Genomic DNA, 16,384 nt, shown 5'->3' on the forward strand with positions numbered 1-16,384 from the left:
AAAAATGACCTCAAAACCCACAGTGAAGTGGAGGATGAGGTCATTTTTATATGCATAGCTTAATCCCGAATAAGATATCCTTGCCCAAGTTGGATTTCTTTAAAGCCTGCCATGTGGCGAGCTTGAAAGTGGATCGGCTTAAATCCACCTATAATAATGATGTTTTTGATATCCGCAGCCCCATCTGAAGGCAGTGAAAAGGATTTGATATAGGTGAATTCTTCCGCGAGCGTGGTGTGAATCGCGTTAATATGTGGGTCATTTTCACCTTTTCCCATTAGATTCATTAGGAGATACCCTTTGGCATTCAGTTTTGAATACACGATGCTGAAAAATTCACTGGAGATTAAGTGCCTCGGCGTGCCCGCGGCGGTGAAAGCATCCAAGATGATGTAATCATATTTCTGTGGTTCTTCACCTTCAAGGATCTGACGTCCGTCACCGATCACTACGTTATCTTGGATGTATCCAAAATAGCGGCGGCTTAATTCGACTACTTCACTGTCTAGCTCAGCTACTTTAAATCTTTTGTCTAGAAAATGCCCAGCAATCGTTCCAATCCCATGACCAATAAGAAAGGCATCCTCGAAAGAGGGAGCATTGCATTCCATCAAGTGAATGATGGCTCGCGGATATTCAAACACAACTCGTTCTGGGTGATTGAGATCCATCGCACCTTGAATGGCCTGATTGGAAAACTGCATGACGCGGAACGCACCTTGTTCACCGTATAGTTCTGTGGTGTCATAGACGGTGATTTCATGATTATCGCTGCTCGTGTGAATCTGTGATTGCAAGTGATCAAACTCCTTATACGATAGAAATTCGTTTATATTCATTGGGTGTAACGCCGACTACACGTTTAAAAAGCTTATTGAAATAGGCAGGATCGCCATATCCAACTTCTGCTCCAATCTCGTGAATCTTTAGGTCAGGGGCATTCTTGAGCAGATGCTTGGCTTTACGTAGCCGGATTTCCGTGATGTAGTCCGTTAATGTAAGTCCAGTCTCTTGTTTGAACAGCTTACTTAGATAGCTTGGTGTCAAAAAAACCATATTCGCTAAGGTGTTCAGATCCGCATGCTGATTATAGTTGGCTGATATCCAGCGCTTTATGGTTTCTACAGCTGTACCGGACATCTCTAGGCGATGGGCTCTGATCTCAAATAGAATGCTTGAGAAATGGTTGGTAAAACTACGCTCGATTTCACTGAAGCTCATACTGGACGCAATGCTTTCATCCAGCCCAAGATAGGGTGCACCTTTGTAGAGGGCCTCAAATTCTTGCAATTCTTTCTGCGCAGATTCAATAACCCATCGACAGACACGGAGAATTTGATCGGGCACAGCTTGTTGTGATTTCAGCACTGAGAATAAGTTATGCACGCGTTCTAAAGCACCCTCCATATTCAGGATCTGCAGATCATGGATTAATGGTTCCTTGATCGCATTAAAAGGCTCAAGGATATTTATCTCAGACTGCTGAATGTTCTGAATATTTGCATAGTGCAGTCGGTCAGGATTATAGATGCCGACGCTGCAGGCTAACTTAGCATCTAGATATGCTTGTCTAAGCTTGGCGGTATCATTATAGGAACTGCTAGTACCTACATGCAGTATCATACCATTGGCAGAGATACGGATTCTGTCGCCGATTTCATTCCTATCGCTGTCTGAGAGTTGCTTTGTAGAATACAGGATACAGACATGCAGTCCATTTTGAATCTCTAAGCTGTCGATACTAAATGCCATCACTTGCCGCAGACTGTCTACACAAAAACAGACGGGTTCTCTTGATCTTCCTTTGAACACAAAGACTGAGAAATAAGGCTGGGGCAAAGTAAGGCTCGACAAAAGCAAGGGTGAAGGGGGTTCGTCGCCTTGAAGAAGGGTCAGTAAGAGACCAGAACGGTGACGTACCTCCTTGTCACGAGAGAACTGCTGCTCTTCCTCTAATTGATAAAGCAGCTCGAATAATTGCTCCTTATCGATTGGCTTTAATAAATAGTCTACTGCAGAGCTGCGTATGGCTTCTCTGGCATAATTAAATTCAACAAATCCACTCATTAGAATGGAGCGGATTTGTGGGTGACTGGCTTTTAATTGTTTAATTAATTCCAAGCCGTTAATTTGCGGCATACGAATATCAGTAATCACAACATCAAGTTGAAGTGAAGGTAACTCGTCAAGTAGATGTTTCCCATCGGAGTAGGTGCCGATGACCAGAAATTCAGTGTTTTCTTTGCTGATCATTCGGGCCAGACCTTCGCGGATCAGGATTTCATCGTCAACAATTGCAATATGCAGCAATCAGAGCATCTCCTCTCCGTAATTCATATCATCTTCACTATGAGTAGTGAAGGTAATGTCCTCAATGCGCAGCGTAACACGAGTACCCACTCCGAGCTTACTCTCTACAAGGAGCCCGAATGAGCTGCCGTAATGCAGACGGATTCTCTCATTCACATTTCGTAGGCCAATACCAAACATTTCACTTTCAGTCCCATTTTGCAGACTATTATTTAAGGAACGAAGGGTAGCTGCATCCATACCGATGCCATCATCTTCTACACAGAATACGACATTTCCATGCTCACTCCATGCGGTGATGCTTAAGGTGCCGAGACCTACTTTTTGATCTAAGCCATGAAAAACTGCGTTCTCCACAATGGGTTGGAAGACAAGCTTGATTACAGGAAGATGTAGAAATTTCTCTGGCACATCAATGTGTAGATTGAACTTATCTGGAAACCGGATTTGAAGCAGATGATAATAATTTCGTACATGATCCAGCTCTTGTCTGATCGTAACGGCTTCTTCGCTTCGGACAATACTGTAACGCATCTGAAGTCCAAGCAAATAGGTGAGTTTCGCTACACGGGGGTCATCGTTGCTCTCTGCCAGCATACGGATAGACTCCAGCGTATTATAAATAAAATGGGGATTGATCTGATTCTGAAGTGCCCTCATATCAGCCTTCTGCTTTCGCTTCTCGGTGAGGGATACTTCCTGCAGCAGATCCTTGACCCTTATGATCATCCGATTAAAATGACTGCCAAGCATTCCAATCTCATCATTATATTTGGAGTGCTGCCAGACATCTAGATTACCGTGCTGTACCCGTTTCATTAGACGGACTAAAGATTTAAGGGGTTTGGTCAGCGCATGTGAGATGAACGTCGCAACACAAAGTGCAAACGCGATAATGATCAGTGTAGTTAATATAAGAGCATTGCGATTCTTCTGTACAGGTGACAGGATACGGGCCAAAGGAATCGTAACCATAGTCGTCCAACCTGTCTGTTTCGAGACAGTATACACTGCAAGATAAGACTGACCATTCATTTCTACTTGAAAATGATCCTGTTGCTGATTCACATGCTGCAGCAAAAGCTGCGTGTTCAGACTTTGCCCCTCGCCAGTTTGCATCGAGTCTGAGGCGTTTTCGCCGTCATAGATCAGTTCTCCGGTATTATCTACAATTAGTGTGTTGCCTTGTGTAACTGCGTTTACGGGATCAATGATCCCCTTAAACAAGTTGATGTCTACATCAAATACGAGAATTCCTATATTGTCTAGCGTGCTTACAGAATTAATGGTGCGAAGTACACTGAAAACCTCTCTATGGACATTGGAGTTTATACGAATCGTATGTCTGCCTTGAATGACAGGAGCGGCCCCAGCTTCTTCACTTAAGGTTCTCCATTCGGCTAGTCGTTCTTCAGGATACAGCTCGTGGATCCCGGGGACTCTATCATAAAAAACAGAACCGTACTGATCCACCATGTACACGGCGATGATCTCTTCCTTCGTATGCTTCAAGTAGCTCAGGAACATCGCCATGCCAGTACTTTTATCCCAGTCGGTATTTTGCTGAGTTAGGTAGAATTGTACATCGGTGTTATATAGCGGTAGCGCTGTGTATCTTTTTAGATCGGCGACATAACGGTCAATGGTATCAGAGGCATTCGATGTCATTTGGTTCGCGCCTTCCGTTGCATTAATAAGAACAGAATTGAACATGGAGCGGGAGGACAAATAACTAACATAAGTGATTGGAAGCGAGATCAGAAAGACAAATACGACGATCAGTTTTCGCTCCATCGGAAGATTGGCAAGGAACAACCACATTTTTCGTAAGGCTAGCCGGATGAATGATACCATTTGCGTTATCCTTTCATAAAGTGAACTGCCTTATTTAACTGCGCCGCTGGTTACGCCTTCAAAGATATAACGTTGTAGGAAGAAATATAGAATTATTGTGGGGAGCAGGATAAGCAGAATGGCCGCACAGATCAAATTCCATTCGCCCGAATTGACCCCTTGAAAACGCATCAGGATCGTCGTAACTACGCCCAGGCTTTGTTTTGGCATATATAGATAAGGGATATACATGTCATTATAGATACTAATCGTCTTCAAGATAATCAAAGTAGCCGTAGCCGGCGTCAATAATGGAAAAATAATTGAGCGATAGATTTTAAAAAGAGATGCACCTTCTACCATCGCGTTCTCATCTAGATCCACGGGAATGTTACGGATAAATTGCAAATAAAGAATAATTTGAATCACATCTGCTCCGATATATAGCACGATAGGGGCGCCGAGTGTATTATAAAGCCCCATGCTTTTGATGATACCAAAAGTGGCTACTTGCGTCGTGATGCTAGGAATGATAGTGGCTATTAGATAAGCACCAAAGACAACAGGTTTTAATTTAAAAGAGAAGCGTCCCAGTACAAATGCTACCATAGTTCCAAATAGAATGTTCAGAATTAAAGTAATAGCTATAATAATTAATACGTTACCAAATCCGTTAAGTAAACCTCCACGCTGGAACACCGCAATGAAATTATCGAAATTAAAAAAGCTTTTTGGCAGTGCCATGGAGCTACTACTGTTAAATTCATCAGTCGATTTGAAGGCATTTACGATAACTACATAAGGAGGGAAAAGCACGACAAATACGCCGATGATTAGCGAGAAGTATTTAATAACATCTGTAAAGCGGAATTTGGAGTTTGTCATGTCTATTTGTCTCCTCCCCGGCTAAGAACTAGTTGCTGTACTAATAGTACGATGACGACAAAGAAGAGCAAGATAATACTCATGGCAGAAGCGAGACCATAGTTGTTGTAAGCAAATGCAGTGTCTACAACTTTCTGTACATAAGTTTCGCTGGCGCCTGCAGGACCACCCTTGGTCAATACGAAAGGGAGATCAAAGACTTCCAGTGCTCCTGTGACGGTAAGAAATAAGTTAAGCTGAATGACTGGCTTCATATTCGGTAAAGTAATTCTCCAAAGGGTTTGGAAAGGTCCAGCACCATCAATCTTTGAAGCCTCATAGATATCGTTTGGTATGGCCTGCAAGGAGGCGATGTAGATGACCATGTTATAACCCATGAAACGCCAAAATCCTGTGGATGCCAGAGAATAGTTGACCAGTCCTTCTGTTCCAAGCCAGCTGGTCTGTCCTAGTCCGGTTAGACCGATGCTATTCAGGAACATATTCAGAGATCCGTTAGTAGTATCAAAGACATAACCAAACATAAAAGCAACAGCAACTCCGTTCATGATGTAAGGAAGGAAAAGTAAGATTCGGAATGCGTTTTTCCCTTTGAGCTTACTATTCAGAACAACCGCAAAATAAATGGCGACTATGTTCTGAACAATTCCCATAGCGAAGTAAGCAAAGTTATGTGTAAATACTTTGAAAATATCAGGATTAGAGAAGACCTCGCGGTAATTAGCAAGTCCGACCCATGGTTTCTCTGGGCTATAGCCATCCCAATTGGTGAAACTGTAATAGATCAGCTTAAGCGCTGGATAATACGTGAATGTCGCAAGGAGCAACAATGGGATCGTAAGGAATGATACAATGATTATCATTTTTTGTTTGTTATAGGAAAGTGTTCCGAACATCGCTAGCCCTTCTTTCATAAAAGCTTGGTATGGAAAGGCAAAATGGACTATCCGTAAGGGCGATAATCCATTTTGCACCGTGTTGTACTTCTGGTCAAAAGTTTGTATTAATAGCCGAGATCTTTCTTAGCTTTAGCCCAGGCTTTATTCCATTTGTCTAATACAGTTTGCGGATCTTTGGCAAGCACAAATTCCTGTACAACAGCAGGGAGATCTAATTGTGCCTTGTTGCCGATTTCTGTAACCTTCGCATCGTCAACAGTTCCTTCTACTAACTCTACTCCGGTAGCTTGGAATTCTTTTAGCTGAGCCAGATTAGATTCTTTTCCTTTTAGTGGGGAGATAAAGCCCGCGAAGTCCTCATAGCCGGAATCCTCAATCATCCATTTTACGAAAGCTTTGGCAGCTTCTAAATTTTTGCTGTTTTTAGCAACAGCATAGAAGAAGTCAGGGCTAAGAGTAGCGGATGGTTTACCTGAATTGTCATAAGGGAACGGGAAGAAGCCAACATTGTCTGAAGGAGCTCCTACTCCAATAACTTGGTTAATGACCCAGTTGCCGAGATAGTACATGGCGAACTTACCAGAAGCGATGTCTTTTTTCGATTGCTCCCAGTTGGTGGAGTTGATGTCTTTTTCCAGATACCCTTTTTCGTTGAGCTCCTTGAGCAGGCTAAAGGCTTTACCATAGCCGTTGTCCATGGTAAATGGTGTTTCAGAGTTCAGCTTCTCATTAGGGAAGTCGGGGTTGCCTGCAATTAGGCGCGGAGTATCATAAGCCCATGTACCCAGTGGCCATTTATCTTTGAAGTTAGAGGACAGTGGAATGACACCTTTTGCTTTCAGCTTTTCGCAGGCAGCCAGGAATTCATCCCAAGTCTTAGGGGTTTCTGTGATGCCAGCATCTGTAAATGCTTTTTTGTTATAAACAATCCCGGATGTAGAGTTCCCTGTGGTAATTCCGTACAGCTTGCCATCAAAGGATTTGAAGTCTTTAAAGGTGATTTGATCGTTCAGGCCGAGATCATCCAGTGAAGCGAAGTATTTCGGTAGGTCGGAGTTAGGAATGGTAGGAATGAACATAACGTCAGGAAGCTCGCCGCTGGCCATTCTGACTTTAGCCTGTTGATTATAGTCGGTCTGGGAAGCCTCGAATTCGACTTTAACGTTCGGGTATTTTTCATTAAAGCGCTTTAAATATTCATCGTATTCTTTGCCAATCATGTCTGTTCTGTTAGTCAGGAAGGTGATTTTGCCGCTAATGTCAGCTCCTGCTGCAGGTTCGGCTGTTGCGTTGCTTGTTGTGTCACCGCCGGTAGTCTCTGTGTTAGTCGCTGCGGGCTTATCGGTTGCAGAAGCCCCGTTATTGGTGCTGTTGCCATTGTTCGAGCCGCAGCCAGCCAGCGTTGATGATAAAATCATAACCATAACAAAAGATAACGAAAATAACTTATTTCTCATAACTTAATCCCCTTTTCATTATTTTGTTAGCGTTTACATGAACATTATAGCTTTAAATAAAGCGTTTAGAAATGTATTGTATTATTATTTATTGTCTTTATTTGTTTTGTTTGAACGATTATAATTAGTGTATACCTAACGAATGGATAACAAAATACCAAGAATAACAAGTGGATTCAATGAAATGCTAGAAGAGGTATGTTATTTTGAAAGATGAATAGGCTTACAAAACTTAAGCAGACGCTTTCGAAGTGAGTTTTGTACGAAGTCACTTGGAGAAGCATATGCTCTACAAAACTTTTAGCAATTAGGAGGATATTATGAAACATCTAGAGATGAATCTTGCGAAGTGGGAATTTAGAAGCTGTGGTGACGAGGAGTGGCTTCCGGCTACTGTGCCAGGCACGGTCCATACGGATTTACTGAAGAACGGAAAGATTGAAGATCCCTTCTATGGAACAAATGAACATAACCTACAATGGATTGATAAGAAGGATTGGGAATATCAAACCACTTTGCAGCTTGGTGAAGAGTGGTTGGAGCTTACTTGCACAGAACTGATTTTTGAAGGTCTTGATACATATGCTGACGTGTATGTGAATAATGTACATGTGCTCGCTGCAGACAATATGTTTTTGGCGTGGAGAGTGGATGTTAAAGATCAGTTGAAGATTGGTGAAAACCATATACTAGTGAGATTCCGCTCTGTAGTTAAAGAGGATCTACCTAAGCTAGAGAAGCTGGGGTATGCGTTACCTGCACCGAATGATCAATCCGAGCTTGGGGGACTAGAGGAACAGCGGATTAGTGTTTTTGCCCGCAAAGCACCTTATCATTACGGCTGGGATTGGGGTCCGCGTTTCTTGACTAGTGGAATATGGCGTAAAGCGGCCCTTAAGGGACGTGATTCAGTTCAAATCATAGATCTCTATATCCGCCAAAATGTGATCACAAAGGAAGAGGCTCAATTAACCGCAATTATTGAAGTAGATGCTCCTGCGGCATGGGAGGGAATGCTGCGAATGAGTGCTGATGCTTTAGAGTCGATGCAAGCGGTTTCCTTAAAGAGTGGCAAGCAACAAATAGAGATGGATATCGTGGTAGATCAGCCGCAGCTCTGGTGGTGTAGAGGGCTGGGCGAGCCACATTTATATACATTCCAAGCGGATTTGGTGAAAGGTAAGGAAGTTGAAGTTAGCAAAAGTGTAAGAACCGGTCTCCGCAGCATTCAATTGATTCGGGAGCGTGATGCGAAAGGGACTTCATTTTCTTTTGTACTGAATGGTGTGTCGGTCTTCGCCAAAGGTGCCAATCATATTCCGAATGATAGCTTCATCACAGAAGTAACTGAGGAACGGTATCGGCATGAAATTGCCACGGCCGCAGAATCAAACATGAATATGCTGCGAGTGTGGGGTGGCGGTTTTTATGAAGAGGAGATATTTTACAAGCTCTGTGATGAATACGGGCTGTTGGTCTGGCAGGACTTCATGTTCGCTTGCAGCATGTATCCGGGAGATGATGCGTTTCTTGCGAATGTGAAGAAAGAAGCTGAGTATAACGTCAAAAGATTGCGCAATCATCCCTGCATCGCCCTATGGTGTGGCAATAACGAGATTGATTCGGCCTGGTCACAGTTCGAGGAAAATATGGGCTGGGGCTGGAAAGAAAAACTCAGCGCGGAGCAAAGAGCTACAATGTGGGCTGATTATGAGGAAATATTCCACCGGATTCTACCGGAGGCTGTAGCCGCGTTCCATCCAGGTGTGGACTATTGGCCGTCTTCACCGATGCGGAATTTGACTGGAGATATGAATCAACACACGACGCGGATTGTGGGCGATGGGGATGTGCATTACTGGGGCGTGTGGCACGGGATTGAGCCTTTTGAGAATTATAATACCAAGGTTGGCCGCTTTATGAGTGAATACGGATTCCAGTCGTTCCCGGAACTAAAGACCGTAATGAGCTATGCTGAAGAGCAGGATTTGGAGCTTACCTCAGAGGTGATGCTGGCGCATCAGAAGAATGGACGCGGAAATCTGCTGATCAAGGAATACATGGATATGTATCTGCCGCAGCCGAAGGATTTTAAAGCATTTCTGTATATGAGTCAAATTCTGCAGGCCGAAGCGATTCGAATCGCGATTGAAAGTCACAGAAGAAATAAACCTTACTGTATGGGCACTTTATACTGGCAAATGAATGATTGCTGGCCGGTCGCCTCTTGGGCGGGGATGGATTACAACGGACGCTGGAAAGCATTGCAATATACCGTGCGCTCAAGCTTTCAAGATGTTCTGTTGTCTATTGACGGTACAGACCGTGAGCGGATTGACGTTCATGTCGTATCTGATTTAAGAACAGCAGTCACCGCTGATTTGGGGTTTAAATTGTATCAGTTTAACGGTTCGGTACTGCGAGAGTGGACACATCCCGTTGAGCTGGGAGCTGATTCTGCGGCTATCGTATTCTCGTCTCCAGTGACGGAACTGTTAGAAGGTCATGGATCGAACGATGTATTGCTTGAGATCAGCTTGCAGGCTAATGGCGAGATGATAGATCGTAAGGTGCACTATTTTATCCCGGAAAAAGAAATTCGGTTGCAGCGTTCAGTAATTAACATAATGGAAATTCCAGATAGCGGAGGTCTAAGCTTCACTGTGACAAGCGATGTATTAGCTAGAGGCGTATACCTGACCTCAGAAGATGAAGGAATATTCTCTGACAATTACTTTGATCTTCTCCCAGGCCAGCCCAAGACGATAACGTTCTCGGAACGCGGGAACGATGGAAGGGACTGGATTCCAGGCGCTCCTAAGGGATTGAAGGTTCAATCGATGGTTGATTTTGTGAGCGAAGATTTACTGTAAATCTTAAGAAGAGATAATTTATTTCTAAAGGAAACAAGCCATGAGCTCGGCTCTTGGCTTGTTTTTTGTGTGCTGGTATAAATGTTGTTTTTCCTATTCATACCCCGTTCATGTTAACGTCATGGGGAGTACATCTTCATTGGTTATTCTTACCTTAGTAGTCGGATAGGGCAGTCCAATACACAGAGGATGACAGGAGAAGATACGAGTGAAAATAAAAGAGGGAATAACAACAAAGGTGGGCACGAGAACAAGTAAAATACTAAACATACTACTTAAAGTAGTAGGAGCAATAATCATCGCAATCGTGCTTTTTCTCGCCATCGTATATACAGTTAATTTGATCAGCAATAAATCGGAACAAAATAAAATAGAACCCTATGGTCAGTTAGTACCCGTAGATGGGAAAAACATGAATGTTTATATTCAAGGAAAAGGTGAAGAAACAGTCGTGCTACTACCGGGTTATGGCACAGCAGCGCCAGCTCTTGATTTTAAAGCATTAATAGATGAACTGTCGCCGTTTTACAAAGTTGTCATGATTGAGCCTTTTGGGTATGGATTAAGTGATCTGACCAAAAAGGAGCGCAGCACGGAGAATATTGTAAGTGAAATTCATGAAGCTTTACAGGCTCTTAATATTGACCGTTATATTCTAATGGGCCACTCTATTTCAGGCATATATGGACTAGATTATGTTAACAAGTATGAAAATGAAGTGAGTGCATTTGTCGGGCTTGATAGTAGTGTTCCATCGATAAGCGAGAGGAAGATCGAAGCTTCGGAATTAAGAACTATAAATCTGCTCAAAAAATCAGGTTTAATCAGATTGCAAATGAAATTTAGTGCTGACCCAATTGCTGAACTACCATTTGATGATAAAACAAAAGAACAAATGAGACTGATCAATCGCAAAAACATATTTAATCCAACCCAATTAAATGAAGCCGGAAGTATGTATTCTAATTTTAAAACAGCTGAAAGTTTAACCTTCCCCAAAAATCTTCCTGTAATTTTCTTTGTGCAAGCGAATCAACCAGCAACGGATAGATGGATACCAGAGCATGAAAAGCAAGTAAAAGACTCTGTACATGGAAAAGTGCTGACATTTGAAGAAGGACATTATTTATATCGTACTAAAGCAAAAGAGATCGTAGAAAACTTCAGAGTATTTATGGAAGAAGCTAAGTAAATGACTGTTTGAGCCGAATGAACTTCAGGGTTTTCTCTGATTGTCGTTCGGTTTTTTCTCGTTTAAGGAATTATGATCCAAAAGCCTGACGGTACTTTACGGGAGACATCCCCTCGAACGATCTGAATACTTTAATGAAATAGCTGGACTGGGCAAAACCGGACTGAGTCGCAACCTGAGCAATGGAGAGTCCAGTAGAAACCAGTAGAAGCTTGGCTCTGGCCAGTCGACAATCCGTTAAATAACGGTTTGGTGTTTTGCCCATAACCATTCGGAACAGCCGTAGAAAATGATAGCTGCTATACCCGGTTAGTCTTGCCATCGACTCCAGTGACCAAGGTCGTGCACATTCGACATGAATGATATCTGCGGCACTGCGGATAGACTGCCTGACCTCGTGCGGTACTGAGCCGTGAAGCGGTTCGGAATTCTGTAGCAATTTCACTAGAAGCTCATACAGAAGCGCGGATAGCCTTGGCTCACTGCGTGTTACATAGGAAGCGCTCAGCAAGTACATTTCCTCGAACAGCTCGTCCAGCTTGGCCTCTAAGTCAAAAGTGAACAGGTATGCACGAGACTGGTCCACTTCTTCTAATAAGGGGAGTACAATTTCAGTGCTAAAATGAACCCAACGAACATCCCAAGGCTCCCCAGGGTCTGAGCCGTACTGCTGATAAGCCCCTTTAGGGTAAAGAAACCCTCGTCCTCTGCTCATCGGAATACGTTCGCCCTCATGGAATACATAACCCTCCCCACCGAAGATTAAATGCAGGTTATAGCTTCCCAGAAACCCTTCACTTCTTCTCTCAGTATGCTGTGGAAAGTGACTGTAATGTCCAAGAAATTCAGGATAACAGACATATTTTGAAAAAGCTGGTGTCGGCAAATACCATTGTTTCTTCATGTGATACGGCACCCATTTCTGTCGCGCAACAGAGCGCTAGTTGGATTAAGGTAATTAACGCAAGATAATTATATGATCGCAATATTTTATTATATAAGCCTTATTAACACTGATACTACAATAGAATTATAAAATACTGAAAGCATATTTTTAATACTTTGGAGGTAATCATGAAGAAACCTGTCGCAACAGAAAAATTCGAGCTTGGCGTCTGTTATTATCCGGAACACTGGCCGGAAAGCATGTGGGAGGACGATTATCGCCGGATGAGGGAACTAGGCTTTACAATCATTCGGATTGGGGAGTTTGCTTGGTCTATTTTTGAACCTACTGAGGGTGAGTTTCAGTTCGGGCTCTTTGATCGGGCGATTGATTTAGCTCATAAACATGGTCTTCAGGTTGTGCTCGGTACGCCGACGGCAACACCTCCAGCTTGGCTGACCCATAAGTATCCAGAAGTATTAAACGTGACGTATGAAGGTGTTACCCTACAGCATGGCATGCGCCGTCATTATAATTACAGTAGCCCCAAATACCGTGAGCTGTGTGCTCGGATTACGGAACAGATGGCTGAACATTATGGCAATCATCCAGGTGTGGTCGGTTGGCAAATTGATAATGAGCTCAACTGCGAGATCAGTGAATTTTATTCAGAGAGTGACCATAAGGCTTTCCGGGAATGGCTGCAGCAGAAATATGTCACGCTTGAGCGGCTAAACGAGGCTTGGGGGGCTGTTTTTTGGAATCAGAGTTATAGTGATTGGTCTCAGGTGTATCTTCCGCGTCCTACCCCGTCACCCAAGCAGCCCAATCCCCATCAGGCTTTGGATGAAAAGCGGTTTATATCGGACAATACGATTTCTTTTGCCAAAAACCAAGCGGACATCATCCGTAAACTTGCCCCTAAGCAGTGGGTAACAACGAACGGTCTGTTCGGGCATCTCGACAGCCATGAATTGACGGATGAATTACTGGATTTCTTCAGCTATGATTCCTATCCGCAGTTCTCGACTATTTTTTATGATCCGAATGAGCGGAATCCGCTGAATGACAGAGGCTGGGGACTTTCATTATCTGTTGTCCGTTCTATTTCCCCTAATTTCTGTATTATGGAGCAGCAGTCGGGACCGGGTGGCTGGGTGAACCGGATGGATATGCCATCTCCGAAGCCGGGACAGATGCGGTTATGGACCTATCAATCGATCGCTCATGGCGCAGATATGGTGCTGTATTTCCGCTGGCGGACAGCCACGATGGGCAATGAAATTTATTGGCATGGCATTAACGACTACCATAACCAGCCGAACCGAAGAGTACGGGAAGCGGGACAGATCGGTCAAGAGCTGGCGGGGGCAGGGCAAGCACTTATCGGCACCCGTAATCAGGCTAACGTTGCTATTGTTCGTGATTATGCTAATGAGTGGGATGGAGAGTATGATGTGTGGCATGGTCCATTTATGTGGAAGAGCAATAAGGAGTGGTACAAGGCACTCCAGCGGAAGCATATCCCGAATGACGTAATCTATTTACGCAAAAAAACAACGCTGGATGAGCTCGCACGGTATGACGTGCTTATCTATCCTCACCCGGCAATTATGACAGATGAGACAGCGTCGCTTCTGGATGAATACGTTCAGCAAGGTGGAAAACTGATCTTCGGATGCAGAACCGGCTATAAGGATGAACGCGGCCAATGTTATATGCGTCCTTTCCCAGGTGCTGCTAGAGATCTATGCGGGATCACAGTCGAAGAATTCACAATGGTTAAAGGTAGTCGTCAGCCAACGACGATTAGCTGGTCGGGTGCGGCAGAAGGGGTTACTGGGGCAGATGATTTTAATGATATTCTCCGGATTGAGGATGATTCGGTCGAAGTCATGGCGGTCTATGCCTCGGACTATTATGCGGGAAAACCGGCGGTTACAAGAAATCGTCGCGGCAAAGGCGAGGTTTGGTATTACGGAGCAGTCTTTAATGAACAAGCAGCGTCCATAATCATAGATCAAGTCAGCCTGAAGTCGCCAGTAGATTGGCTGGTGCTCCCTGAAGATGTAGAGCTGCAAGTTCGTAACGGGACTTCTTCCAGTTATACTTTTTTGCTTAATTATAGTGAAGCTCCTGTCGCGATCCATCTTCATGAGACCAAAATGGATTTACTGAGCGGGACAACGTTATCGGGTGAGGTTACTATGGAAGGCTTTGGTGTATTGATATTACATTAACGCTATGAATAAATAATGATATTAATGGAGTTGCGTATTAGAGAACTAATATGTAACTCTATTTTTTTATAGAAGATATTCAAAAGGATACTTTTTAAATATAGTTATTAATTCCAACAAAATACAACGAGCAACAGGTACAATATAAAGAATATTCTAGATTTGAAGGAGGGAAGTCTTATGATCATTGAAGCTGAGAAAGTATTGCTGCATTATTCGTTCATCGATCCCATCATTGAATTCATTAGACATAATGAGAATATTACATTTAAAGTGACCGACAAAACGGATAACAAGAATTATTTGTTACGTATACATAAACCAATATCTGAAGGGTTCTCAGGCTTACAACATACCCGAGATGGATTACAGGCAGAAATGTTTTTTCTGCGAGAAATCGATCAGAAGAACATACTAAAAGTTCAAAGACCTGTTCTAAATCAAAAAGGGGAACTGGTTACTGAATATAGTTCGGAGCAATTTGGTACTAGTTTGGCCACTCTTTTAGAATGGATCGAAGGCTCGACGCTAACCCAAGATGAAGATAACATTGAACAGATTGTTTATAGATTAGGTAGAAATCTTGCTAGTTTACATGAATTCTCACGAACGCTAATGCCCTTGGAGTTACATAGACCTGTATACAATGTCACAAAGATTGATGAAACTTTAATAGAACTTGGAGAGGGAACAGACAAAGGAGCCCTTAATCAGGAGGATTACGAAGTTATTAGTAGCGTTCTACTCGTAGTAAAAGAACAATTAGCAGAGCTAGACGCTAGGGACAACTCATGGGGATTCATTCATGCTGATTTTCAACTGGGCAATGTCGTTGTGTCAGAACAAAATCCTATCTTAATAGATTATTGTTTATTTGGTTATGGTTACTACCTGTTTGATTTGGGCTCTGCATCTTCCATGTTGAAAAGTGAGCTGCGCAAAACGCTTTTGGAGGGTTATGCTTCTAAATCAAGCTTTTCGCTTGATGAGATTCGGTACATTGAAGGACAAATATTTATGGATATTTTTATTAGTTACGTATTTTTTATTCATGACCCTGAGAGGAACGGTTGGATAAAATTGCACGCCTCCAAAATATGCAGTACGTTATGTCGGGATTTTCTTGAGGGGAAAGAGGTATATTATTCGTTTTAACGATGGTGTGATATTCTAATGGGGAATGAAAAATGAAGGGACTGAACTATGCGCAGAGATCATTATTTTTAAACCAACTATTAAAATTTAATGGAGGTAAAAATAATGTTAACTACAGAGTTACACACAGAACGATTACATTTAAGAAAAATGAAGGTATCGGATTCGCCAAGTTTGTTTAAAATTTGGTCTGATCCAGAGGTTACCAAGTTCATGAATATTGATAGTTTTACTGATGAAAATCAGGCAAAAGATATGATAAAACTTCTTGATGAATTTTCTCTAGATAACAAAGCTATTCGTTTCTCTATCATTGAAATGGAATCCAATGAAATCATAGGTTCTTGTGGTTTTAATTCCTTAGACTTTGAAAATGAGAAAGCGGAGATTGGATATGACATTGCTAGAGCATTTTGGGGAAGAGGCTATGCTTCAGAAGCTATAAGTGCTTTGTTAGATTACGCATTCTCAACTTTGAAGCTGAATCGAATCGAAGGAAAAGTGGAACCCGAAAACGTGAATTCAGTAAAAGTCTTGCAAAAGCTGAACTTTATGTTTGAGGGAACCTTAAGAAGGTATGAAAGAGTAAACGGAAAGTTTATAGATCTCAATATGTATTCAAAATTAATAACAGATTGATTATTTAATCCCAGA

12 protein-coding genes are annotated in these 16,384 nt (G+C 42.7%); 5 read left to right on the forward strand and 7 right to left on the reverse strand.

The window, feature by feature from the left end:
* Positions 1-59: 59 nt before the first annotated feature.
* From H70737_RS04255 to H70737_RS04280, 6 genes are all read right to left on the reverse strand, one after another.
* Positions 60-839: a spermidine synthase gene (locus H70737_RS04255; protein WP_081951037.1), complete on the reverse strand. Its 780-nt coding sequence runs from the start codon at positions 837-839 to the stop codon at positions 60-62.
* Positions 811-2,310 (reverse strand): response regulator transcription factor, encoded by a 1,500-nt coding sequence (locus H70737_RS04260; RefSeq protein ID WP_042185020.1) that lies wholly within the window; start codon positions 2,308-2,310, stop codon positions 811-813. The genes H70737_RS04255 and H70737_RS04260 overlap by 29 nt, the downstream gene beginning before the upstream one ends.
* A complete protein-coding gene (locus tag H70737_RS04265; protein WP_042185021.1) occupies positions 2,311-4,164 on the reverse strand; it encodes a sensor histidine kinase in 1,854 nt (617 codons plus the stop codon). It abuts the gene before it with no gap.
* A 30-nt stretch (positions 4,165-4,194) separates the two neighbouring features.
* Positions 4,195-5,028 carry a carbohydrate ABC transporter permease gene (locus H70737_RS04270; protein ID WP_042185023.1) on the reverse strand — a complete coding sequence of 278 codons (834 nt, stop codon included), beginning with the start codon at positions 5,026-5,028 and terminating at the stop codon, positions 4,195-4,197.
* Between the two features lie 2 nt (positions 5,029-5,030).
* Positions 5,031-5,924, reverse strand: a complete 894-nt coding sequence (locus H70737_RS04275) for a carbohydrate ABC transporter permease (RefSeq protein WP_042185025.1) — start codon at positions 5,922-5,924, stop codon at positions 5,031-5,033.
* A gap of 107 nt (positions 5,925-6,031) precedes the next feature.
* On the reverse strand, positions 6,032-7,384 hold the full coding sequence (locus H70737_RS04280) for an ABC transporter substrate-binding protein (RefSeq protein ID WP_042185027.1): 1,353 nt from the start codon (positions 7,382-7,384) through the stop codon (positions 6,032-6,034).
* A 320-nt stretch (positions 7,385-7,704) separates the two neighbouring features.
* Here H70737_RS04280 and H70737_RS04285 point away from each other — a divergent pair, with 320 nt between their 5' ends.
* Entirely contained in the window at positions 7,705-10,257 is a 2,553-nt protein-coding gene (locus H70737_RS04285) for a beta-mannosidase (RefSeq protein ID WP_042185029.1), read from the forward strand.
* A gap of 202 nt (positions 10,258-10,459) precedes the next feature.
* A complete protein-coding gene (locus tag H70737_RS04290) occupies positions 10,460-11,449 on the forward strand; it encodes an alpha/beta fold hydrolase (RefSeq protein WP_042185031.1) in 990 nt (329 codons plus the stop codon).
* A 70-nt stretch (positions 11,450-11,519) separates the two neighbouring features.
* Here H70737_RS04290 and H70737_RS29660 read toward each other — a convergent pair whose 3' ends face one another.
* Positions 11,520-12,353 (reverse strand): helix-turn-helix transcriptional regulator, encoded by an 834-nt coding sequence (locus H70737_RS29660; protein WP_052404156.1) that lies wholly within the window; start codon positions 12,351-12,353, stop codon positions 11,520-11,522.
* Positions 12,354-12,523: 170 nt separating this feature from the next.
* On the opposite strand from H70737_RS29660, the gene H70737_RS04300 reads away from it, so the two are divergent.
* The 3 genes from H70737_RS04300 to H70737_RS04310 all read left to right on the forward strand — a co-directional run bounded on the left by H70737_RS04300 (position 12,524) and on the right by H70737_RS04310 (position 16,369).
* Positions 12,524-14,575 carry a beta-galactosidase gene (locus H70737_RS04300; protein WP_042185033.1) on the forward strand — a complete coding sequence of 684 codons (2,052 nt, stop codon included), beginning with the start codon at positions 12,524-12,526 and terminating at the stop codon, positions 14,573-14,575.
* Between the two features lie 180 nt (positions 14,576-14,755).
* Complete coding sequence (locus H70737_RS04305; protein ID WP_042185036.1) at positions 14,756-15,730, forward strand: phosphotransferase enzyme family protein; 975 nt, start codon at positions 14,756-14,758, stop codon at positions 15,728-15,730.
* 90 nt (positions 15,731-15,820) lie between these two features.
* On the forward strand, positions 15,821-16,369 hold the full coding sequence (locus H70737_RS04310) for a GNAT family N-acetyltransferase (protein WP_042185038.1): 549 nt from the start codon (positions 15,821-15,823) through the stop codon (positions 16,367-16,369).
* Positions 16,370-16,384: the final 15 nt, after the last annotated feature.

The sequence above is a fragment of the Paenibacillus sp. FSL H7-0737 genome (assembly GCF_000758545.1).
Taxonomy (GTDB): Bacteria; Bacillota; Bacilli; order Paenibacillales; family Paenibacillaceae; genus Paenibacillus_AQ.